Raw genomic sequence first — 22,845 nt, 5'->3', positions numbered from 1 at the left:
CCTCCGGTTCCGGGCACGCCTGGACCTACCCTTGACGAGTGACATTGACTAAACTCCGCACCGCCGCCGCGAGCTCACTCGCCGCCGCAGGTCTCTTGATTTCCCTCGCCGCCTGTTCCACTCCGGCCGCCACCCCTGAAGCATCCACAGCACCCGCCGCTACGGCAGCAACCAGCGCATCAGCTGACCCCGCAGCGCCCTGCGACGGCGTCAAGGTGATCGTGGACGCCACCGCCCTGAAGCAGGACGCCACCAGCATCTGCGTCCCCGTGGACGGCGAAACACTGGCGTCCGAGGTCCTGGCCAAGGCAGAGGTCAAAACTGAGGGCACCACCACCTACCCCACCGAGCTGGTGTGCCGCGTCAACGGCATCCCCGCCGCTGACATGGACATCAAGCACAGCGCCGGCACCTACCGCGAAGAATGCAAGGACATGCCCGCCGCATTCGCCTACTGGGCGCTCTGGACCAAGCCGGCGGCCGGCGAGTGGGGCTACGCGCAGGAAGGCCTGGCCACGCTGAAGGTCAACCCGGGCGAGAGCCTGGAACTGCTGTACACGCTCGACGGCGCCCCGGCCGCACCCACGGCGTGACCTTCCGGCCCGCGCCGTTACGTGCAGCGGCGGTCCTCGCCGCCGTCTTCGTGGCGGCGCGGGTCATCTATCGCGTCCTGTTCAACGGGGCGCACTTCGGCGAGACGATCCTTCTCAGCACGCCGAGAATCCCGCTGCCAGCCCCCTACGCCCATGTGGTGCTCCTGGGACCCGTCACGGCAGAGGGACTCTGGGCAGCTGTCCTCTCCGCGCTGCCGATCGCCGGGCTGATCCTGGGCTTCGGCCTGCTTAACTCCGTGCTGGACGTGGCGCGCGGTTTCGTCTTCCTGGCCCGCGGCGGCCCCTTGCAGGGCATTGCCCGGATGCTGGTGGTGGCCTGGGCCGCACTCCCGGCCCTCGCCGAGGCGGTTGGCTCGGTTCGGCTGGCCTTCCGGCTTCGGGGCGAACGCTTCGGCCCCCGAGCCCTGGTCCCCGTGCTGGAACGTACCCTGGAACACGCGGCCCGGGTGGCTGCTGCGCTGGAGCTCCGCGGTTTCGGAAGTCGGGTAACGCAACAGGAGGACAGGCAGTACGACGGCGGCACACCCCACGTGCGCGACGGCCGCTCGCCGCTTCTGGTCCGGGATGCTGTGTTCAGCATAGGCACAACACAACTGCGCGTCCCCGGATTCTCGCCGCCCAGCGGCTCCCTCAACGTGGTCACCGGGCCCACGGGCTCCGGTAAATCCACCATCCTGCGGGGGCTGGCCGGCCTCCTCTCCCATATCGACGGCGGAGTCATTGCCGGTACTGTGCAGGCGGCGGGCGTGGACCGGGCCACCGTTCCGCCGCGCGACACCGCCCGGCACGTCGGAGTCGTCCTGCAGAACCCACGCGCGGCCTTTGCCAGCACACGGGTGCGGGACGAGATCGCCCTCGCGCTGGAACTCCGCGGCGTGCCATCGAACGCCACCAAGGCCCGCGTCCTGGACGTCGCGGAGCGCGTTGGCGTCACCGGCCTCCTGGACCGGACCCTCAGCACGCTTTCAGCCGGCGAGGCCACGCTGGTGGCCATCGCGGCCGCCGTCGTGGATCATCCTGCCCTGCTCCTGGTGGACGAGCCGCTGGCGGACCTTGATACCCAAGCCCGCGCACGCGTCATCGCCGCGCTCAGCACCCTCGCGCACCAGGAAGGCGTCTGCGTCATCGTGGCCGAGCACCGGGCCGAGCAACTGGTATCCGTTGCGGATAACTGGTGGAGTATCGACGGCGGCGCCCTGGTTCCCGGCACGGCGCCCGGTCCCGCTGCGGTCCCGCCCCCAACCTGTCCGGAGCCAGCGCCGCGGGAGTCCGTCCCGGTGCTCACCGCCGCGAATCTTTCAGTCGAACGCAACGGCAAGCCGCTGGTCCGTGACGCCTCCCTGTCCCTGCACCCCGGCGAAATTGTGGCCCTGGTGGGCCCGAACGGCGCCGGAAAATCCTCCCTGCTGGTGGCCCTGGCGCTGGGCGATGGTGCAGGCACAAAGGGAACAGTCGAGGGCGGGCGCGTTGCCCTGGTGCCCGATACCTCGGACGACCTCTTCACCAGGGACACCGTGGGCGGCGAACTTCGGGCGGCGGACCGGCGCCGAAAAGACACTGCACAGGGCGACGCTGAATCCCGGCTGACGCGCCTGCGCGGCGGCGTGGCCATGCCGATCGGGCACGAGCATCCAAGGGACCTATCGGCCGGCGAGCGCAGGATCCTTGCTATCGCACTGCAGACTACGGACAACCCGCGGGTGCTGCTGATTGATGAGCCCACCCGCGGCCTGGACCCGCTCGCCCGCCAGGCAGTCGCCGCAGCGCTGCGGTCTGCAGCCGAGGATGGCGCCGCAGTGCTGATCGCCACCCACGACCTCGACTTTGCCCACGGCCTGGGCGCCCGGATCCTGCCTATGCACGAGGGCGTAGTCCCGGCAACGGCGCCACAACCTGCGCCCGCCGATACACCCGAACAGGTGGCAGCATCACGAACGCCTGCCACACCCTCGACACATCCCGCAACCAGGTCCCTCGAGGCAGCACCCGCCCAGCCAGCCAAACCCAGGCTCCAACTCCCCCGCCCTGCCGAGCTGGCAATCCTGGCTGCGGCGAACCTCGTAGCCCTCGCCGCCTTCTGCTGGCCCCTCCTGGCCACGGCTCTCCCCCAGGACGCCGCAGCGGCAACCCCCTACGCGGCGCTGGCCATCGCACCCCTGGCCGCTGTCGCCGTCGCGGTTTCCCTGGATGGTTCGGTGCGGTCGGCACACATGGTGGCGTTGCTGGGTGTCCTGGCGGCAATCGGGGCGGCGGTGCGGGTGGCGAGTACCGGCGTCGGCGGTGTTGAAGCGGTGTTCATCCTGCTGATCCTGGCCGGCCGCGCGTACGGTCCCCGTTTCGGGATGCTGCTGGGAGCGGCAACGATTGCGGTCTCCAGTGTGTTGTGGGGTGGCGTGGGGCCGTGGACGCCGTTCCAGATTTTCGCGTGCGCGTGGGTGGGCGCCGGGGCGGGCCTGCTCCCCCGGCGGGTGCGCGGCAGGGCCGAACTGTGGATGCTGTGCGGCTACGGCGCCGTGGCGTCCTACGTGTTCGGCCTGCTGACCAACCTGTGGTTCTGGCCGTTCGCGGTGGGCGCCGGGACGGGCATCTCCTACGTGGCAGGTGCTCCACTGGGCACCAACCTCAGCAGCTTCCTGCTGTACTCACTGTTAACCTCGACGGCGGGATGGGACACCCTGCGCGCCGTCACCACAATCATCGGAATCGTGGTGGTGGGGCGTGCCATCCTCGCAGCACTCCGGAGGGTAAAGCCGGTCTCCAGCGGGAGCAGGCAGCCTGCACCCGCCTCCACCGAAGACCAGGCCCGGCTCCAGCTCACACCTTGAAGTACTTCGCCTCCGGGTGGTGGAACACAAACGCGTCGGTGGACTGCTCCGGGTGCAGCATCAGCTCGTCGCTCAGGACCACGCCCATCCGCTCGGGCTTCAACAGTTCAGTCACCTTGCGACGGTCCTCCATGTCCGGGCACGCCGGGTAGCCCAGCGAGAAGCGGGCGCCGCGGTAGTCCAGCTTGAAATAGCCTGCGGTGTCCTTCGGCTCCTCTGCCCCGAATCCCAGCTCCTTGCGGATGCGCGCGTGCCAGAACTCGGCGAGCGCCTCGGTGAGCTGCATGACCAGGCCGTTGAGCTCGTAGTAGTCGCGGTACTGGTTGGCGGCGAACATCTTGGAGGTGAACTCTTCGATCTTCGAGCCGGCGGTGACCAGCTGAATGGGAAGGACGTCCACCTGTCCGGATTCGCGGGACTTCACGAAGTCGGCCAGGCACAGGTGGCGGTCGCGGCGCTGGCGCGGGAAGTCGAAGCGGAGGCGGTCGGTGCCGATGGGGCCGCCTGAACCACCGTCAGGGGCGAGCAGCCCGGGCGTGCCGAGTACGCCGTCGGGGTCTTCACCGTGGTGCAGCACCACCACCTGGTTGCCCTCGGCGACCACCGGGAAGTAGCCGAACGCGACCGAGGCGTCCAGCATGCCTTCGGCGAGGATCCGGTCCAGCCAGTACCGCAGGCGCGGCCGGCCTTCGCTCTCCACCAGTTCCTCGTAGCTGGCACCGTCTTCGCCGCGGCCGGGCTTGAGGCCCCATTGGCCCATAAAGGTGGCGCGCTCGTCCAGGAAGGCGGCGTAGTCGTTGAGCGCCACACCGCGGACAATACGCGTACCCCAGAACGGCGGCGTGGGCACTGCGTTGTCGGTGGCGACGTCGGAGCGTCCGGGCATGGCCTCGGGCTCGGTGATGGTGAACTTGGCGCCGCCCTTGTGCAGGCGCTTCTTCAGTGGCGGCAGGCCGACGTCGTCCGGGGATTCACCGCGGGCAACCCGCACCAGCGGCTCCATCAGCGCCAGGCCTTCGAAGGCGTCCTTGGCGTAGCGGACGACGCCGTCGAACTGCTCCGCCAGATCCTGCTCCACGTAGGCGCGGGTCAGGGCAGCGCCGCCCAGGATGATGGGCCACTTCTTGGCCAGGCCGCGGGACTGCAGCTCGGCGAGGTTCTCCTTCATCACCACCGTGGACTTCACCAGGAGACCGGACATGCCGATGACGTCCGCGTTGTGTTTCTCGGCCGCCGCCATGATCTCGGCGATGCCCTGCTTGATGCCGATGTTGATGACCTTGTAGCCGTTGTTGGTGAGGATGATGTCCACCAGGTTCTTGCCGATGTCATGGACGTCGCCGCGGACGGTGGCGATAACCATGGTGCCCTTGCCGGACGAATCCGACTTCTCCATGTGCGGCTCCAGAAGGGCGACGGCGTTCTTCATCACCTCTGCGGACTGCAGCACAAACGGCAGCTGCATCTCGCCGGCGCCGAAGCGTTCGCCCACCACCTTCATGCCCTCGAGCAGGTAGTCGTTGATGATGCCGAGCGGGGTCAGGCCCTCGGAGCGCGCCAGGTCCAGGTCCGCTTCGAGGCCCTTGCCCTCGCCGTCGATGATGCGCCGTTCCAGGCGGGCGCCGGTTGGCAGCGCGGCAAGTTCAGCGGCGCGCTGGTCCTTGAGGGCAGCGGTATCGACGCCGGCGAACATGTCCAGCATGATCGCCAGCGGATCGTACGTGGTGTTGCCCTCGGCGTCGTACTCACGGCGGTCCCAGACCAGGTCCAGGGCAACCTTGCGCTGCTCCTCCGGGAGCGAGGCGAGCGGCACGATCTTGGCGGCGTCGATGATGCCGCTGGTCAGGCCTGCCTGCACGGCCTCATGCAGGAAGACCGAGTTCAGGACCATACGTGCTGCAGGGTTCAGGCCGAAGGAGACGTTGGAGACGCCCAGGGTGGTGTTGATGCCGGGGTACTTGGTGGTGATCTGGCGGATGGCCTCGATGGTTTCGATGCCGTCGCGGCGGGTTTCCTCCTGGCCGGTGGCGACGGGGAAGGTCAGGCAGTCGACGATGATGTCCTCAACGCGCATGCCCCATTCGCCCACCAGGGCGTCCACCAGGCGGGAGGCGATGGCCACCTTGCCCTCGGTGGTGCGTGCCTGGCCCTGTTCGTCGATGGTCAGGGCGATCACGGCGGTCCCGTGTTCCTTCACCAGCGGCATGATGCGGGCGAACCGGCTCTCCGGGCCTTCGCCGTCCTCATAGTTGACGGAGTTGACCACGGGGCGGCCGCCGATGAGTTCCAGGCCGGCCTGCAGCACTGCCGGTTCGGTGGAGTCCATGACCAGCGGGAGGGTGGAGGCGGACGCGAAACGGGAGACGATCTCCTTCATGTCCGCCACGCCGTCGCGCCCCACGTAGTCGATGCAGACGTCCAGCAGGTGTGCGCCAACGCGGACCTGCTCGCGGGCGATGTCAACGCAGTCGTCCCAGCGCTCTTCGAGCATGGCCTGGCGGAACGCCTTGGAACCGTTCGCGTTGGTGCGCTCACCGATGGCCAGGTAGGACAGCTCCTGGTCGAAATTCACGTGGTGGTAGAGGGAGGCGACGCCGGCTTCGCGCTCGGTGGGGACGCGTTTGGTGGCTCCCTCCGTCTTCGTAGTCGTCTTCGCGGTACGGAAGGGTTCCAAACGTTCGACGACGGCGGCCATGTGTTCCGGCGTCGTACCGCAACAGCCGCCCACCAGGCCCAAACCGAATTCGCGCACGAACTGTTCGTGGGCGGTGGCGAGTTCCGACGGCGAGAGCGGATAGTGCGCGCCGTTGGGGCCGAGGACGGGCAGGCCGGCGTTGGGCATGCAGGCGATGGCGACGGAGGACTGCTTGGAGAGGTGGCGGAGGTGCTCGCTCATCTCGTCCGGACCGGTGGCGCAGTTCAGGCCGATGGCGTCGACGCCGAGCGGTTCCAGTGCGGTGAGCGCGGCGCCGATTTCGGAGCCCATGAGCATGGTGCCGGTGGTCTCCACCGTGACCTCGACGAAGATGGGGAGGCGGATGCCGCGGGTGACGATGGCCTGCTTGCAGCCGTTGACCGCAGCTTTGGTCTGCAGGAGGTCCTGGCTGGTTTCGATGAGGAAGGCGTCCGCTCCCCCGTCGATGAGCCCTTCTGCCTGCAGCGCGAAGGTCTGCTTGAGGTAGTCGTAGCTGGTGTGGCCGAGGCTGGGGAGCTTGGTGCCCGGGCCCATGGAGCCGAGGACCCAGCGCATCCGGCCGTCTTCTTGTTCTGCGGCTTCCGCTCTTTGCCGTGCGATTTCCGCGCCCTTACGGGCGAGCTCTTCGATCCGGTCGTCGATGCCGTAATCCGAAAGGTTGGACCAGTTGGCGCCGAACGTGTTGGTCTCCACGGCGTCGATGCCGGTGGCGAAGTACGCGTCGTGGATGTCCCCGATGACGTCTGGACGCGTGTCGTTGAGGATCTCGTTGCAGCCCTCAAGGTTCTGAAAGTCCTCCTCGAGCGACAGATCCCGGCCCTGCAGCATCGTGCCCATCGCGCCGTCAGCAATAACCACCCGCTGGTTCACGGCATCCAGCAGCTCCTGGGAACGAACCGGGCGAGGGACAGAGTCGATATCAAGCGCGAAACGAGGCATCTAAACAGGTTACGTGTGGGGGCCGTCACCGCGGCGCTGTGTGTCTGAGTGCTACGGTCATCTTCGGGTTCCAGAACCGTGCCCCGGAACCTCAGAACATGATCACCTGACGGACCGACTTGCCATCGGCGAGCGCATCCATGGCCTCATTGACCTGGTCCAACGTGATCTTGGCGGTAATGAGCTTCTCTACAGGGAGCTTCCCTTCACGCCACCACTGGGCAAAGGTCGGGATGTCCCGGGCAGGTACGGCCGAGCCGAGGTAGCTGCCAATGATCGTCTTTGCCTGTGCCACCATCTTCAGGGGTGAGATGCTGGACCGGGCATCCGGCGCGGGCAGGCCCACGGAGACCATGCGGCCACCGGGCGCAGTCATGTCCACGGCGGTTTCAAAGGCCCGGGCGTTGCCGGCTGCTTCGATCACGACGTCGGCGGTAATCCCTTGGACAGTTACTTCCTGTGGCGTGTAGACCTCCGCGGCGCCCCATTCGCGGGCTAGCTCCAGTTTTTCCGGCATACCGTCGACGCCGATCACCGTGACCCCGTCCTGCGCGAGTGCGACAAGAAACGCAGCCATGCCGACTCCCCCGAGCCCTACTACGGCGACTCGCTGGCCTGGCTTTGGCTTGCCTGCGTTGATGACGGCTCCGCCGCCAGTGAGCACGGCGCAACCAAGCACCGCGGCAACCTCTGGCGGAACGTCGTCGTCCACCCGGGTTACGGAGCGATGATCAACGACCGCGCGCGTGGCAAAACCTGAAACGCCCAAGTGGTGATTGATATGTTCCCCGTGGCGGCTGAGGCGGGAACCTCCACCAAGCAACTCACCCGCTTCATTGGCTTTGCTGCCCACGGAGCAAGGCATGATCCCGTCTGTCTGGCAGGCCGAACACTCACCGCAACGTGGCAGGAAGGCGAGGACCACCCGGTCGCCAACTGTGAGACCTTCCACGCCGGGCCCGATGGCTTCGATCCGGCCAGCGGCTTCGTGCCCCAGGAGCATGGGCAGCGGACGGGCGCGGTTTCCATCCACTACAGAGAGGTCCGAATGACAGATCCCTGCGGCCTCAATCTTGAGCAGCAGCTCACCGTCCCCGGGAGCGCCAAGTTCCATCTCGGAGATGGTGATCGGCGTCGATTCGGCGTAGGGCCTAGCAGCATCCATGGTCTCCAGAACGGCTCCCCGGATGGTGAGCGTTTCAGGCATTCCGTCCTCCTTCGTACACAAGTTCCCCGCCAATAACTGTGGCCGTGGCGGTGAGGTCGCGGATTCCCTCTGGATCCACGGTAAAGATGTCATGGTCAAGGGCCACAAAGTCCGCCAGCTTCCCCACGCTCAGCGTACCCACGGCGTCCTCCCGGTTCACCGCATAAGCGGAACCGTGCGTGTAGGCACGAACAGCTTCCTCCACTGTTATTTTTTCTGCCGGCCCAAAAGCCTGACCCTCCGCCGTCAGTCGGTTGACCAGAGCGTGCATGCAGGCAAACGGGTTGGCGTCGGAAACCGGGGAATCCGTGGAGCCCGGTACGGTCATTCCGGCGTTCATGAGGGACTTCATCCGGTAGGTTCCGGCTGAGCGGTCTGGTCCGATCGATTCTAGGATTCCGTCACCAAAGTCCGAGATGAAGACGCCCTGGGGAACGGGAATGATTCCGAGCTGCGCGCAACGGTCCACCTGCGCGTCACTGGCGATGGCGAAGTGTTCAATGCGGTGCCGGACCTTGAGTGGTTCGGATTTCTGCGCCTCTTCCACAGCGTCCAGAACGTAGTCAATGGCGCGGTCACCGATGGCGTGGGTGGCAACCGCCCAACCGGATCGGTGGAAAGCGATGATGGCCTCGCGGAGCTCCTCCGGGTCAAGCTGCATAACCCCGAGATTTTCAGGTTCACCGCAGTAGCACTCGTGCACGGCAGCAGAGCGCCCAATGAGGGAACCATCCGAGATGATTTTGACCGGACCAATCCGCAGCCGATCGTCGCCGAACCCGGTTCGGATCCCCAGATCCAAGGACCGGAAGCCTTCCAGCGCGTCAATCGGGTGCAGGGAAAAGTGGAACGGCATGAGCGTCATCCGGGGCTTGAGAAGTCCGCGCTCAGATGCAGTCTGGTAGACGTGGATGTCGGCCCATTTCCTGCTCAGTGACCCGCTTGCAATGACTCCGGGTTCGGTGATGCTGGTCAGTCCATAGGAGATGGCTTGGTCGCTGGCCAGGCCTATGGCTTCCACGGCTTCATTGATGCTCGGCCGCGAAGTGAAGTCCCGCAGTTCATCCATGGCGCGCTCCTGCAGAAGCCCCGTTGCGCGCCCGTCCGGGTCCCGGAATACGCGCCCGCCGGGGACATCCGGATAGCGACGGTCTGGGTACCCGGCGAGCTCAAACGCAATGGTGTTGACCACGACCATGTGGGAGGAAACATGCTCGACGATGCACGGCCGCCCACCGACAGCCCGGTCCAGGGCCTCGGCCGTGGGGTGTTCTCCGCCGAGCTGGTTCTGGTCGTACCCGGTGCCCTTGATCCAGGCATCGATGGGCAGGTTTGCAGCACGCTCGGCCAGGGCGTCGTACAGGGCGTCCAGGGAGCGCACGCCGCGCAGATCCACCATGAGGAGCCGATGCCCTTGGTGCGCAAGGTGATTGTGGGCGTCATGGAGGCCGGGGATCACCCGGGCTCCACCCAGGTCGTGCTTGGCAACGGGATTAAGCTGCGCGGCGTCGTCGTCCATAGCAACGATGCTGCCGGCATGGACGGCGATGGTGTGGGCTTCCGGGTGGCTGGGGTCACCAGTCCAGAAGCGTCCGTTGGTCCACAGTGCGTCGATCTTCACGCGTGGTTCCCTTCAAAAATCGGCGGATGTAGGTCAGTTGAGGACTGCGACGGCTTCGCGTTCCTGCGTGCGGCTCGTGAGGCGGCCGAGCCCCCAAACGCCAGCGGCGGTGGCCGCGATCAGAATGCAATAGAAGACGGCGACGCCCCAGGGACCGGCGCTCTGGAGGATGGCCTGGGCGATCAGCGGAGTAGTACCGCCGATGAGCGTTGCGCACAACTGGTAGGCGACTGAAACACCGGTGTAGCGGACGTTCACCGGGAAAGCTTCGGCAAGGAAGGCGGCCAGCAGTGAGTAGTATGCGGCGCCGCCAAGGACGTTAAGGACGATCATGACGCCCAGTGCGGGCAGGTTTCCGGAGAGGATGCCAAAGAACAGGGGGACCACGATGACAAACGCGTACGTCAGGGCGACCATCATGACGCGCATGGCTCCGAAGCGCTGAGCGAGCAGTGCTGCGAAGGGTTGCCAGATGAACTGAACGATCGCGGTAATGAGAAGGATGTTCAGGATGGCTTGACGGTTCATGCCGAGTTCGCCGGTGGTCCAAGCCAAGAGGAAGGTGTTGCTGAAGTAAGCGCTGGAGATGCCGAGGATGGAAGCAATTACGCCAAGTACGACGGCGGCGGGTGCCTTACGGAACACCTCTGCCACCGGGATGCGGACCACGGCAGCAGACGCCTTGGTCTTTTCAAACGCTGCGGATTCCTCCACGGCGAGGCGGACGACGAGCCCCACCACGACCAGAAGTGCCGACGCCAGGAACGGGATACGCCAGCCCCAGGAAAGGAAGTCGTCCGTGGGGAGGGTTCCTACGATGAGGAACATCACGGTGGCGAGGATGGAGCCTGCAGGTGAACCCTGCTGGACCCAGGAGCCAGCCATGCCACGCTTGGCTTTGGGGGCGTTTTCGGTGGCCATGAGGACGGCTCCGCCCCATTCTCCGCCGACCGCGAGGCCCTGCACTGCACGGAGCACGATCAGGAGGATGGGCGCGGCGACGCCGATCGTGGCGTAACCGGGAAGGAGACCGATGAGTGCGGTGGCGGCGCCCATCATGATCAGGGTGACGATCAGCGTGTTCTTGCGGCCGAACCGATCGCCGAAGTGTCCGAAGACGAGTCCACCGATGGGGCGGGCGAGGAATCCGACCCAGAACGTTGCGAATGAGGCCATGAGGCCTGCGCCGGAGGCGACTTCCGGATAGAAGACCTTGCCGAAGACGAGGGCGGCGGCGGTGCCGAAGATGTAGAAGTCGTACCACTCGATGGCGGTGCCGACGAAGGCGGCGACAGTGGCGCGTCGTTGCGCGACTTCAGGGGTGTGCTTGGACATGGACTCTTCCTTGAGATCGGCCCGGAGTGATCCGGGTCATGCAAAGTGTTCAGGTCCACTTTTCCGCCCACAGATATGATTGTCCAATGCCTATATATCTCATCTCCTATGCCTGGGAGGCATAGTGGAACTACGGGTGCTTGAGTACTTTCTCGCCGTGGCGGACTCTGGCTCAGTAAGTGCAGCGGCGGATCGGATGTTCGTGACGCAGCCATCAATATCACGGCAGCTAGCCGGTCTGGAGGCTGAGCTGGGGCTGAAACTCTTTACCCGTAGTCCGCGGGGGTTGAGGTTGAACCCGGCGGGTGAAAGGTTCCGGCCGATCGCTCAGGATCTGGTGACCCGGGCAGATGCGGGATCCCGGCTTATGAAGGGGCTGGAGACCAGCCGGGTGGACCTGGTGGTGGCGTGCCCCATGACGGTGGGCGTCTTCTGGGTGGCACCATTCGTGGCAGCGACAGGGGCGCCCGTGTCTGACATTCGGGACTTCCCGCCGGCACATGTTTACGCGCAGTTGGACACCCTCGGCGTGGACCTGGCAGTGGGAACGATGAAGCCCCCAGAAGGACTTGCGATGAGGATGGTTGGGCGACCGCGCCTGACTGTGCAGTATCCGGCGTCTTCCCCATGGGCTTTGTCGGAGCCCGGGTTAAAGCGGCTCGAGGGGGTTGAGTTGGCGGCGCTGAAGGGGCTGCCGCTGCTGGTCCCGGCGCGCGGCAGCGCGACCAGACACGAGCTGGACGCGGTAGCCGCCGCACACGAAATTCCATTGACTTACGTGCGGGAAGTGGCATCAGGAACAGTGGCCCAGTCGTTGGCCGCCGCGGGCCGAGGCCTCGCTGTGGCGGCGGAAGCACCCCAGTTCGGCCTTCAGGCGAGCTACCTGCAGGCCGACGGCGTAGACCTTGCGATCAGCGATTGGGCCGCATGGGACCCCCACCACTACGCCGCACCGGAGATCGAGCAGGTGGTGATCCAGATGGAGGAATGGGTCCGGGGCAGGTTTGGGGTGCTGAGCGACCCTGACCTGGGGAGGATTTAGGGGCAGAGCCTCGCTACTTCAAGTCCCAGCAGCGGGCATGAGAGCCTCGCAAGACTGGACTAAATCGCTACAGCACGACGGAAATTGCGTGCTTGCAGCCGTCGACCGCGGCCGTGGGAGCTTGGTGCCGGACCCACAGAGCCGAGGACCCAGCGCATCCGGCCGTCTGTCTTTTCTGCCGCCTCTGCACGATCCCGGGCGATCTCGGCACCCTTGCGGGCGAGCTCTTCGATCCGGTCATCGATGCCGTAATCCGAGAGGTTGGACCAGTTGGCGCCGAAGGTGTTGATTTCGACGGCATCAATCCCCGTGGCGAAGTACGCGTCGTGGATGTCCCCGATGACGTCCGGCCGTGTGTCGTTCAGGATCTCGTTGCAGCCCTCGAGGTTCTGGAAGTCTTCCTTGAGCGACAGTTCCCGCCCCTGCAACATGGTTCCCATCGCGCCATCAGCAATAACACCCCGCTGGTTCACGGCATCCAGGAGCTCCTGGGAGAGAACCGGGCGAGGGACAGAGTCGATATCAAGCGCGAAACGAGGCATCTGACAAGGTTACGTGTGGGGGCCGTCACCGGCGCTGTGTCCGTGTACTACGACGGGGACGGGATGGATGGGCTTCCGAGGGCTTCCATCATGAACGGGCACTAGCCCACGCTGAATTGGCAACCGATCAGCGAACACATGCGGGACGGGATCAGGACCGAATTCACGCTGCCAGCCGTGGACCGGGCCCATCAACGGCCTTCCCGACTGATGGAGTATCCGAACCAGTGATGCAGCAGCTGGTTCACGTCGTCACCGATGAGTGCACTTTTTGCCGGGGATTCCTGTTCCTCGCCGGCGGCCAGCTACATGCAATCGTAGGAGCCCTTTTTATACGGGCGCTGGACTTGAGGATCCCACACAACTGCTTTCGGTCTGAATGGTGGACCCGTCAAGGACGTTTGGTGCGGTCGCGCCCTGTAGACCTCGTGATGGATCCTCCCGATCATTTGTTTCCGGCATTGGAAAGTTCAGTTCAAGAACAAGGGCGAAAGCCCGTCCAGAAGGACAGGAAATAGTCCTCCCGACGGAATCGGTGCTAGGTGTGCAAGCCCGACTGACGCGCGGGCCAAGTTCTGCGCCGGAAGATCAAGTAACTAGAGTGCGGCCCGTGGACGCACTATTGCAATTCTTGTCCAGGGGCCGTATGGGCGCAGCTGGTTAAGGCTCTTCGCTCGCCAGCGATTCTTCGGTCTCCCGTAGCTGGCGGTCAAGGAACTCGGCGAGCTCAATTCCCTGGTTTCGTTGCCACTCCTGAACCATCAGGGTTCGGCACTTCGCCCTTATCTCCCGGGGAATGTCCTCGTCGGACAGGACAGTAGCGATCTGGGCTAGAGTCGCGTAGAAGGATTGAAGAGGCTTGGGAATTCGAGGAGCATCATACAATCGCGAAAAGTCGATGCGGTGTCGTCTGTCCAGTAGATTTGAAATCGAAAGCAACGCCGCTTCGCCCAATGCAAGCGCTGCGTCTGTTGGTTGTCCAGCCCCGAGCCAGGCTCGTGCTGGCCTCCACAGCATCTCTGATGCTTCTTGTCCCATGTTGCCGGACTGTGCCGAATCCGTAAACTTGCCCAACAGTTTTCGGTATTGGGCACTTCGTCCACCTCGTGCGTTAGCTTCGAGCGCGAACGAGATACGTTCAAGTCTCTGCCAGTCTTTCGTCTTTTCACTCGATGCAACCCAGAACTGGGCCGCGCCACTGAAGTCGAAATTGGCAAAGGCCCTAGCCGCTTCAGCAGACTCCATAAATGCCACGGCTTCGTCAGTGCCATCCGCCTCGGCTTGCTCTCTGGCTCGGTCCAGCGCTCTATCCGCTTGGCTGGGTGATTCTACGTTCAGCAGCATTCCGCTAACCTGCGTCCAGTGTTTTACTGACGCAGCATGATCACCCAGGTCTGCTGCAAGTTCAGCCGCTTTGTAGGTAGCGATGATCGCTTGTCGATCGTCCCCGAGCCGGTGCCAGATTTCTCCAAGGTTGTTGAAGGCCATTTCCATCAGGACGCGGTTGTTGTGCGTCTCTGCGATTTCAGCAACACTCTCAAATACGCCAATGGCCTCTCTCTCGCGACCTGCATTGGACAGAGCCACTCCACGGTCGTTGGATGCGGTTGCGGCTGTAATTGGATCGTCGAGTGCTGTGTAGATAGCTACTGCCTCTCCCAAGAGAACTGACGCCTCCTCGTGGAATTCACCGAGCGCGGACAGTTCTGCGGCGGCCTCTCCCAGCGCCCAGGCTCGCTCGGAATCATGGTCATATTTGTGAGCAGCGATGGCGTCCCGGTATAGCTGGAGCGCTGAGCTAGGGTCGACGCCGATCTGACATTCCGTTCGCGCAGCCTCCCTGATGAGATCTGCAGAGAGCCCTTCGTCAAAGAGTTTGACCTGTCGGCTCACCGAAAGCAGATCCCGAACCGCCTGCTCTGGCGCCTGCTTTTGAATCAGGTTGCGCCTGTTCATGGTAACCCGTTGTATCCATTCGGAGTCTCGTAACTCCAAGAACGTCTCCAGAGCCAACTCCAAATAACGAAGCGCCTCATCGACCTGATCGTCCATTTCCGGAGAAAGCGGAGGCTCGCCCGACTTAGAAGGCTGTGCGTTGTTCCTTGAGGATGTGCCGTCGTCATCGTCGAAGGTTAAGGAGACCCCGGCTGCGTCCGAGAGCATCATTGCACCAAGATCGGCCATCGACTCCGCTAGAACTCGTTGATCCTTCGTGTCCCGCGCTAGATCGACGGCTCTCTTCATATGCGGAAGAGCTTCGGCCATTCTGCCGATCCGGGCGAAGGTGATTGCCACCGAGCGCTGGAGCGTTGCCTGCGCAGAAAGATCTCCCCGGTCTTCTGCAACGCTTAGGGCTTTAAGGCGCCATGAAAGAGCCTGTCGGGGGCCCTTTGATTCTTCGACTACGTTTGCCAGATTCTGAGAGAAGTCCTGTTCCTGCCTCTGATCAAGACGACGGCGGGCACTTGCTAGTGCCTTCCGGAGGATGGGTTCAGCACCTTCAAAGTCGGATGATTGAACGCGGATCATGGCCCGAAGACCTAGCAGAGATGCGTTTAAGTGCCCGTCGTTTATCGTCTGAATTAGCTGCTCAGCGCGGTCTAAATAACCCCCAGCTAGTTCGACAGAGGCGGGCAGACTGTTCTGGCTGAGATTGAGTAATATCTCTGCTGTTCTCCTCGTATCCCCCACTTGTTCGTACCAATTCAAGGCATCGAGTGAGCTCGCGGTAGATGCTTCGAGATCCCCCTGCGTAAAGTAGACGCCGGCCGCTGCCTGATGCGTAAGTGCTTGGTCAAACCCCATGTCGGTCTCACGAAAATATGCCAGGGACCGGCGGAAAAACTCCTGCGCGGTATCCCACGCAGATAGATGCACGGCGACTCGACCAGCGAAGTAGTGGAGTCGGCCTGCTTCCACACCACCCCACTTTGAGGAAATGGGAGTGTTCAAGTCATCCGACAGGGCTTGGAGAAGGTCTTCTTTACGGAAATCGCCTTGCGGCTTCCTTTCGGACATGATCGTGAAAAGGGCATGTGTGATCAGCCCTGCCATCTCCGGCATGTCTTTGTCGAGACTCTCGTGAACGATATCCGCCAACGTCTCAAAGGAGTCGGAGTCTTGATCACGTTTCACCCTTTGAAGGCTCGCGCCGATGAGGTCGCCCAACTCCTCAGCCTCAAGCCCCTCTGAGTTGCCACTCAAGAGCCGTCCCTCCCGATTCTCAGATTTCTGCGAACCAAGATCTGTTCACGTGACGCCCTTACTTGGGCCTGTTTGATTGAGTTCACGAGGTGGGTTTGAAGCTCATCAATATTTTGGAAGTACCGGGTAACGGTGCGGTCAGCGCGTTCTTCGGCAATAAAGGTCTTGACGTTCTCGTCCTGTTCCCTGCTGTCGCCTTCGCGGATGAAAACATAGCGCTGTGCACCGTTCTGCTTCGCAGCTCTGTATTCTGCCTCGGTAATCGGCGTGAGATCCCTGGCTAGCAGAAGGACAAGCTCGTCGCTAGTTCCGGCAAAGCCAATGCATTCGTTCTCGGAGTGCAACGCCCCAGCCGGGGCGTCTTTTTCCCACGACCAGGATCTGTGTGTGGGAAATTTATTGATGGCATCGACTGCGGCGGCACGCTCATCATCGAGTGTTCCGTTCATTCTCGAACTGACGAATACCCTAAGTGCTTCGGCATCCCGCCCGTACAAGACCTCTTGCCTCAGTTCTCTGTTCATCGATTCAAAGAATGTCACACTATGGACTCTTGCTGATAGCAGGGGGCGCCGCCTGCCCGCAAAACCGTGGCATAACGAAAGCATACGCGGCAAGTGCAGCCGCCAGGAGCAAGGAAAATTCTGAGCCTCTGTTGAAAGAACAGGAAAATTATTGAGGCAAAATATCGCCCATAACTTTGCAATGCGGCGCCAGACAACTCTCTCTGGCGAGTCTTATGAACGCTTGTTGGTAGAGGCACGTCCGCTTGTCGATGAGTTTGCCGATCGCTGGCGTCAATGGACGGCAGTGAAGATCCGGAATTTTCAAGGATTGGTGCAGCAAGAGCAGAGGTATCACTCCTGCGCTTCGGTGTTGATACCCGGGCTGCGAGTTGGGTGTTGCCAAGTGGCAAACGCACACAAGGAAAGCCCCATTGGTTGCTGCATGCCTTAGCGAACTGGTTACGCATTACGTCTAGCGATAGCACCGGGGATGGGCGAATACGACGCCAACTCAAGCCACCACCATGGCTATGGTGTCAGGCTGTTAATCCAATCGAACCCCGACTCCACAACCTTTGTTGTGAGCGTTGTAGCTGCGGTCCGGGCCAATTCGGCGGCAACCTTCAGATATGTACTTCCTTTCTCCTTGGTTCCAGCCGTAACTGCAGTGGTTGTCAGCGCACCAACCAACTGCATAGAGGCTGATCTAGCGACCGCACTACCGTCAGTCGCGAGATTGTTCATCGTGAACCGCACGTGTTGGATTAGCTGGATCAGGTATCGCTTTGTGGAGTCTGTAAGTGAGTCATCGTTGCGAATCAGGTCCTCAGCGTGTACTAAGGTCTCAAAAATGTTGGCCTGTGTCAATGGCCATTACGTTCTGCCCATGGGCGGCCAGTTGATGTGCCCGCTGGTGGCCAGTAAAACTGCCCGGTTATGGCCAACAGATCTGCCCACTGATTCGTTTCGGCGGGGTCGGCCATCGTTGGGTTGGTCAGTTCAAGCGGGTCACTCCTTTTCCGGCGAGGGCCTGGGTAAGACGGACGGAATCGCCGCTGGTCTGGCAGACGTGGGCGTGGTGCAGCAGTCGGTCAACGGTGGCGGTGGCGAGGGTTTTGGGCATGAGCTCATCGAACCCGGCGGGGTGGAGGTTGGAGCTGATCGCGACGGAGCGTTTTTCGTAGGCTGCGTCCACGACCCGGTAGAGGCCTTCGGCGGCGTCCGTGGCCACGGGCAACAGACCAATATCATCGATGACCACGAGCTCGGCGCGCAGGATCCGGGCAACGGCCCGGGTGACGCTGTCATCGGTTCGGTGGGCGCGGATGAGGACGCCGAGGTCCTCGAGCCTGAACCAAGCGACCCGCATTCCGGCTTCGACGGCCTGCTGGCCGAGGGCTTCGAGGAAGAACGTCTTCCCCGTCCCCGAGGGCCCGCAGACGACCAAGTTTTCCCTGCGGGTGATCCATTCCAGGGTCCGCAGTGCCTGCTGGGTCGGGCCCGGGATGGAGGACGCTGCAGGGTCCCACGCCTCGAAGGTCTTCCCGGTCGGGAACCCGGCTGCTTTGCGGCGGGAAGCGAGCATGGACCGGGCCCGGCCGGCGGCTTCCTCCGTGAAGAGGGCCTTGATGACCTCGGCCGGTTCCCACCGCTGGGCGCGGGCGGTCGCGATCAGGTCCGGGGCCAGCGCCCGGGCGTGGGGCATTTTCAGGGACCGCATCAGGGCCTCCAGGTCCGCCGGTAGCGGCGGAGCCACGGTATTGGTCGTGGTGACGGGGCTCATCGGGCCTCCTCCGGCGTGGTGATGGTTGCGGGGTTGCCGATCGCGGCCCACGCCCCTGTTCCTTGGGTGAGGGAGGTGGCTTCGTTGGCGGCGTGGGTGGTAGTGCGGCGGATGTTGGCGTTCAAGATCGAGGCGAGGTCCGGGTGCGCGAACCGGCCGTGCAGGGCGGCGTCGCCCAGGGCCCGGTCGACCTGATCAGTGCCGGCGATTTTGGCCAGCGTAACGGCTTCGGCCATTTTCACGTTCATCCTTGCGGTCCCGGCCGCGGCGGCCTCGACGAGCCAGGTTCTGGCGCCTTCGCCGATGGCCAGGAACGCGGCCTCGTCCGCGCTGCGGGCCCTCACCTCGTAGTCGCCGGGGAGCTTCGCCCGGGTTCCGGGGAAGTGTTCGTCGTTGATGGCGGGGCTGCCGGGCCGTGCCCGTTCGTGGCGGGCGACTTCGACGGGCCCGGTCGTGCCGTGGTGGACGATGATGACCTGCTCGCCGGGCCCGGTGCCGTGGGTGCGGACGAACACCCGGGCTCCGAGCAGGTGGGCCGGGACGGAGTACTGGGCGTTTTCGAAGGTGACCATTGGGGTGTTCTCCGGAACGCCGCGGGCCAGGCCGAACGCGACCGTGTGGGCGGTGTCCGGGATCCGGTGCAGCCGCGGGGCTTCCTCGGCGAGCATGGCCGCGGGTTTCCGCCGCGTCGTCCGGTGCTCACGGTGATTGACCTCGTCCATGAACGCCGTGCAGGCGGCCTCGAGCTCGGCGAAGGTGCGGTAGTCATCGCGGAGGTTGGTGTCTTTGGGCACGAGGTCGGCCTTGGCGAGTTTCACGGACGCTTCGACTCCGCCTTTGGTGGCCGGGTCCGCCGGTTGGCAGGTCAGCACGGTCACCCCGTAGTGCCGGGCGAAGTCCAGGGTCTGCTGGTTGCGCACCGGGACCCCGGCGACGTGGGCGGTGGTGACGGTCTTCTCGTTGTCCGTGAGGACATAGGTCGGCGCCCCTCCGAGGATCCGGAAGCACCGGTCCAGGGCCGCGAACACGCTCGGCGCGGTCCTGTCCCTGAGCGGGATCACGATGCGGAAGCGTGAGAACGCCAGCCAGGCCACGAAAAGGATGGTCTTCACCCCGCCGATCCGGGGCCCGTCGCCGAAGTCGTACTGCAACCACATCCCCGGTTCTGTGATCCACGGCCGGTGGACGCGGGTGTGGCCCAGCCGCCACGCGGCTTTGACCTGCGCGATCGCCCGGCGGGTAGACCGTTCCGAACCGGTGTAGCCCAGAGCGAGGAGCTTTTCGTGGGCCTTGTCGGCCCGGATCCGGCCCTTGGAGGCTTCGATCCATTCCTCGATCTTGGGCAGGAACGCGTCGGTGACCCGGCCGCGGGCCGCGGGTTCCCCGATCGGCCGGCCCGCGTCACGGGCGGTGACGTGTTTAGCAACGGTGTGGTGCGAGCAGCCCGTGAGCTCCGCGGTGGCGCGCAACGATCCGGTCAGATCGTAGGCAGCAAGAATTTCCATGATTTCTCCGTCAGACTTCATACAGGGCCTCTTCCTGGTTCGCTTTTGGTGCGCTTAGACACCGTCATCAAACCGCAGGGAGAGGCCCCCACCGCTTAAAGACGCGGCAGGAACAAGTAAGGAAGTGGGCAGATCTCATGGCCACCGGCGGGCAGTTCTGCTGGCCGCCAGCGGGCACTTTCGTGGCCGCCTATGGGCAGTTTTTCATGGCCGCTAACATGGCCTGCACGTCTCCGAATACAGGTTCCCACTTCACCACATCCAGCATGGAAGCCAATGAATGAAGCATGTCCAGCGCTGATTCGTCCACCAGAGGCTGACTGCTCGCGGTGGTCCAACCCGTGCTAATGGCGAAGATTCCCTGATACCAGGCAGGAACCTTCTTTCTGTACACGGAAACGTCCGTTCCCGATTCATCAAGAGCATTCAAAGCCATCTGAATGTCACTGAGCCAATCAAGTGCCCGTTGGTGCTCGGCCCAAAAATTTGGTGAATCGGCATTACCACCCCTGGCGTTCAAAGCGCTTTGGTTGGGTGGTATTTCCCAGCTGCCAAAGAGCGCCAGCAGACTGCGTGCACTGTTCATATTTCCTCTTGTCCAAAAATTTTTGCTTGGCACTGTAGATACTACGCACCTTCCACGGTGTTCCGCGGATAAGGACAACGCACCTGCTGCAACTCTTCCATTTCCGGGCTAAAGACCGGAGCTGGCGAAGAGAAAGCTCGCCGCGATCCCAGAATGCTCCAAGGAACGAACCTGTTGGTCCCCTGACGAGGATCACGACCGCCGCTGAGTCCGCCATCTGGGTGGGCAGACTGAACAACTGGCATCAAAAATCATGGGCACCTGTTCAAGCCCCTATCCCGGGGTAGTTCAGTACGAATCAATTGCTGCTCAGCGCCCCACCGCGGCGTGACCGAAGCGCACCGTACACCCGCGATCGAGTGGTAACTGCACCTCCACAGCGAACCCCTGCCCCCTCCCAAACTCATCAAGGCCCGGCACTACCGTCTGGCAGAGACCGGTACCAGGACCACCATCGAGCAGGACCCGGGTCCCGAGCACCGGGCTCAGCGCAGACGGAGGCCTCTGGCACCGCAAGGAAGGGCAGGACGCACCCGGGATTTACACACGTTTTGTCCTATAACCCACTGAACGACAAAGGTCCCGGAAACCTTTCGATTTCCGGGACCTCATCCTCGCTGGTCGGGCTGACAGGATTTGAACCTGCGACCCCCTGACCCCCAGTCAGGTGCGCTACCAAGCTGCGCTACAGCCCGTTAGTTCCGCCGTTCTCCGCTGCAACGAATACCAGTGTTTCCATGGGAATCATCTCAGCAGTCCGGCCGAACCACCTTGAAAAGCTTACACGATTCCAAGGGGTGCCAATGACCAAACCACCAGCGTTTTCGGCCATTTTTCGACTGACGCGACTGCTGGCCACGACGAACAAGCCCTCGAAGCCCGCCTGTCCATGCCGACGGCGTGACGGAGGTGCTGCGGTCCAGCGTTCCGAAGCATGGTTAACAGTGACTGACTCAACTCCGAGGCGTGGCTGAATAAACCGACAGCCCTCGCCAACCGGAACCACTCAGAACGGTGGCGGGTCCGAAGTGCTTCCGAGCTCAACAGGATCACCAGGTGCACGGCTTCGGCTGGTGTCACTAACTGCCATATAAGTCGGCGGCGACGGTGGATGGTCTGTGTACCTTCGACCAGTAGGGCTGATCCATTCCAGGACCCCGGCCCCTGTTTGCCGGATCTTCCACCTCGAATGGTGCTTGAGCATGTGGTGGCGCCGGCAGAGCCCAGCGAGGTTGCCGGTTTCGGTGGCTCCACCCAGCGTGGCATCGTGCGTATGGTCCAGGTCGAGTTCCCGAGCCTTGATCCCGCAACCAGGGAAGCGGCAGCGAGAGTCCCGAGCGGCAAGGAATCGTTTGAGGTCCTCGCTGGGCCGGTACCGGTCCACCGAAAGCACCGCGCCGGTGAACGGATCCGTCAGCACGCGGTTCCAGGCAGTGGCCTGCCCGGCCAGAGCACGGGCGGTAGCGGGGTCGATGGGGTATTTCCCGTCCACTTCGGCGGGGACCTTCCCGGAACCGGCAGCGACAGGACCGGCTGCGCCATCAATCAGGTTCTGAACGGGAACCGTCACATCCAGCCGAGCCTGAATGGCGGCGAGGAGTCCATCAGGCGTGTCATGACCCAGCGGCGCCCCACACAGCAGCAGATCCGACAGCAGATCAGCACGGAGCTGGTCCATGGTCCGGTGCGTTCCTGCATCATCCAGCCCGTCAGCCGCAGAATCAGGTCCAAAAGAAGAATGCGCCCGCGCCATCTGCGTCAGCCGGTCGTGAATCCCGTACGCCACAGCAGCAGGCAATACCGCAGCGAGCTCGGCCATTCCGTCCGGCAATGGCGCCACCCGGACATGGCGCTCTACCGCGGCCCGCGCATGCCGGTCAGCCAGCAACGCTGGTTGGGCCTTCTCAGCCTCGCGCATAGCCAGGCGCCGCACACGGACGGGCGCCTGCTGTTCGGCGCAGGCAACCACCACTGACTCGTAACGCGCCAAGACGGCAGGCCCCTCAAGCGAAGTCCCGGCATCCTGGATCACCCGCACATGAGCCAGGCTGATCCGGCCCGCAGCAAAGGCCTGGAACGTCGCCGGGAACCGGTCCAGCAATTCAACGGCCTGGCCCATCTGCCGCTGCACCGTGCGGTCGTTCGCCCGGGTGGCAGTGGCGATCTCCGCAGCTACCGCCCGCTGGGCCAGCTCCGCCGAGCGCGAATCCCAGCCGGGATCGGCAAATCCGGGCTGCGCACCGCCGTCGTTCATTACATCCGCCAGCCGCGACGCCATGGCCAGCGTGCACTCCCGCAATGCCTGCAAACTGGCGATGGCGGACTCCAGGGAATCAAGAGTGGAGACCATTCCGTCCAGCAACAGCAGCGGATCGGGCACAGCAGAATGAAGCGGCGTTCCCTCCCTCAACGTGCTGGTGATCTCCATGAATCAACCACAT

At 63.5% G+C, this 22,845-nt stretch carries 13 protein-coding genes, 1 tRNA gene and 2 pseudogenes; 4 read left to right on the top strand and 12 right to left on the bottom strand.

The features are described from left to right. Nucleotides 1–38 precede the first annotated feature (38 nt). Complete coding sequence (locus ACPJW8_RS06835) at nucleotides 39–593, top strand: hypothetical protein (RefSeq protein ID WP_330188691.1); 555 nt, start codon at nucleotides 39–41, stop codon at nucleotides 591–593. Continuing rightward, a complete protein-coding gene (locus tag ACPJW8_RS06830) occupies nucleotides 590–3,439 on the top strand; it encodes an ATP-binding cassette domain-containing protein (protein WP_330188692.1) in 2,850 nt (949 codons plus the stop codon). Before ACPJW8_RS06835 ends, ACPJW8_RS06830 begins: the two co-directional genes overlap by 4 nt. Here the strand turns inward: ACPJW8_RS06830 and metH are convergent. The 4 genes from metH to ACPJW8_RS06810 form a co-directional block, all read right to left on the bottom strand. Further along, a complete protein-coding gene (gene metH, locus ACPJW8_RS06825) occupies nucleotides 3,429–7,073 on the bottom strand; it encodes a methionine synthase (RefSeq protein WP_330188693.1) in 3,645 nt (1,214 codons plus the stop codon). The two genes, ACPJW8_RS06830 and metH, sit on opposite strands and share 11 nt — an antisense overlap. Nucleotides 7,074–7,164: 91 nt before the next feature. Further along, complete coding sequence (locus tag ACPJW8_RS06820) at nucleotides 7,165–8,280, bottom strand: alcohol dehydrogenase catalytic domain-containing protein (RefSeq protein ID WP_330188694.1); 1,116 nt, start codon at nucleotides 8,278–8,280, stop codon at nucleotides 7,165–7,167. After that, nucleotides 8,273–9,901 (bottom strand): amidohydrolase, encoded by a 1,629-nt coding sequence (locus ACPJW8_RS06815; protein ID WP_330188695.1) that lies wholly within the window; start codon nucleotides 9,899–9,901, stop codon nucleotides 8,273–8,275. Before ACPJW8_RS06815 ends, ACPJW8_RS06820 begins: the two co-directional genes overlap by 8 nt. A gap of 33 nt (nucleotides 9,902–9,934) precedes the next feature. Then, nucleotides 9,935–11,236, bottom strand: coding sequence for an MFS transporter (locus ACPJW8_RS06810; protein ID WP_330188696.1), 1,302 nt, complete (start codon nucleotides 11,234–11,236; stop codon nucleotides 9,935–9,937). Between the two features lie 124 nt (nucleotides 11,237–11,360). Between ACPJW8_RS06810 and ACPJW8_RS06805 the strand changes: the two are divergent. Next, a pseudogene (locus tag ACPJW8_RS06805) lies at nucleotides 11,361–11,486 on the top strand (LysR family transcriptional regulator); the annotation flags it as partial. Between the two features lie 87 nt (nucleotides 11,487–11,573). Then, nucleotides 11,574–12,278, top strand: a complete 705-nt coding sequence (locus ACPJW8_RS06800) for a LysR family transcriptional regulator substrate-binding protein (protein ID WP_330188697.1) — start codon at nucleotides 11,574–11,576, stop codon at nucleotides 12,276–12,278. A 128-nt stretch (nucleotides 12,279–12,406) separates the two neighbouring features. Here the strand turns inward: ACPJW8_RS06800 and ACPJW8_RS06795 are convergent. From ACPJW8_RS06795 to ACPJW8_RS06760, 8 genes and pseudogenes are all read right to left on the bottom strand, one after another. Further along, nucleotides 12,407–12,820, bottom strand: a pseudogene (locus tag ACPJW8_RS06795) (homocysteine S-methyltransferase family protein); the annotation flags it as partial. 660 nt (nucleotides 12,821–13,480) lie between these two features. Then, a complete protein-coding gene (locus tag ACPJW8_RS06790; protein ID WP_330188698.1) occupies nucleotides 13,481–15,988 on the bottom strand; it encodes a tetratricopeptide repeat protein in 2,508 nt (835 codons plus the stop codon). Nucleotides 15,989–16,020: 32 nt separating this feature from the next. Further along, nucleotides 16,021–16,566: a hypothetical protein gene (locus tag ACPJW8_RS06785; protein ID WP_330188699.1), complete on the bottom strand. Its 546-nt coding sequence runs from the start codon at nucleotides 16,564–16,566 to the stop codon at nucleotides 16,021–16,023. Nucleotides 16,567–17,524: 958 nt separating this feature from the next. Beyond that, nucleotides 17,525–18,313, bottom strand: coding sequence for an IS21-like element helper ATPase IstB (istB, locus tag ACPJW8_RS06780; RefSeq protein ID WP_237428195.1), 789 nt, complete (start codon nucleotides 18,311–18,313; stop codon nucleotides 17,525–17,527). After that, the gene (gene istA, locus ACPJW8_RS06775) at nucleotides 18,310–19,839 is read right to left on the bottom strand and encodes an IS21 family transposase (RefSeq protein ID WP_237428196.1); all 1,530 of its coding nucleotides are present in this window, start codon (nucleotides 19,837–19,839) and stop codon (nucleotides 18,310–18,312) included. Before istA ends, istB begins: the two co-directional genes overlap by 4 nt. Before the next feature lie 169 nt (nucleotides 19,840–20,008). After that, nucleotides 20,009–20,404, bottom strand: coding sequence for a hypothetical protein (locus tag ACPJW8_RS06770; RefSeq protein WP_330189616.1), 396 nt, complete (start codon nucleotides 20,402–20,404; stop codon nucleotides 20,009–20,011). A gap of 618 nt (nucleotides 20,405–21,022) precedes the next feature. Then, a tRNA-Pro gene (locus ACPJW8_RS06765) sits at nucleotides 21,023–21,099 on the bottom strand. Nucleotides 21,100–21,410: 311 nt separating this feature from the next. Beyond that, a complete protein-coding gene (locus ACPJW8_RS06760; RefSeq protein WP_330189615.1) occupies nucleotides 21,411–22,832 on the bottom strand; it encodes an HNH endonuclease signature motif containing protein in 1,422 nt (473 codons plus the stop codon). Nucleotides 22,833–22,845: the final 13 nt, after the last annotated feature.

Source organism: Pseudarthrobacter sp. J47, assembly GCF_049810315.1.
Taxonomy (GTDB): Bacteria; Actinomycetota; Actinomycetes; order Actinomycetales; family Micrococcaceae; genus Arthrobacter.
Note: the sequence above shows the minus strand (reverse complement) of the source record. Positions and strands in the feature narration are given on the sequence as shown.

What these genes read in the sequence shown, in the direction of transcription:
- istA (WP_237428196.1), bottom strand. Translation starts at nt 19,839, where the DNA reads ATGAAGTCTGACGGAGAAATCATGGAAATTCTTGCTGCCTACGATCTG.
- metH (WP_330188693.1), bottom strand. Translation starts at nt 7,073, where the DNA reads ATGCCTCGTTTCGCGCTTGATATCGACTCTGTCCCTCGCCCGGTTCGT.
- ACPJW8_RS06820 (WP_330188694.1), bottom strand. Translation starts at nt 8,280, where the DNA reads ATGCCTGAAACGCTCACCATCCGGGGAGCCGTTCTGGAGACCATGGAT.
- istB (WP_237428195.1), bottom strand. Translation starts at nt 18,313, where the DNA reads ATGAGCCCCGTCACCACGACCAATACCGTGGCTCCGCCGCTACCGGCG.
- ACPJW8_RS06810 (WP_330188696.1), bottom strand. Translation starts at nt 11,236, where the DNA reads ATGTCCAAGCACACCCCTGAAGTCGCGCAACGACGCGCCACTGTCGCC.
- ACPJW8_RS06770 (WP_330189616.1), bottom strand. Translation starts at nt 20,404, where the DNA reads ATGAACAGTGCACGCAGTCTGCTGGCGCTCTTTGGCAGCTGGGAAATA.
- ACPJW8_RS06760 (WP_330189615.1), bottom strand. Translation starts at nt 22,832, where the DNA reads ATGGAGATCACCAGCACGTTGAGGGAGGGAACGCCGCTTCATTCTGCT.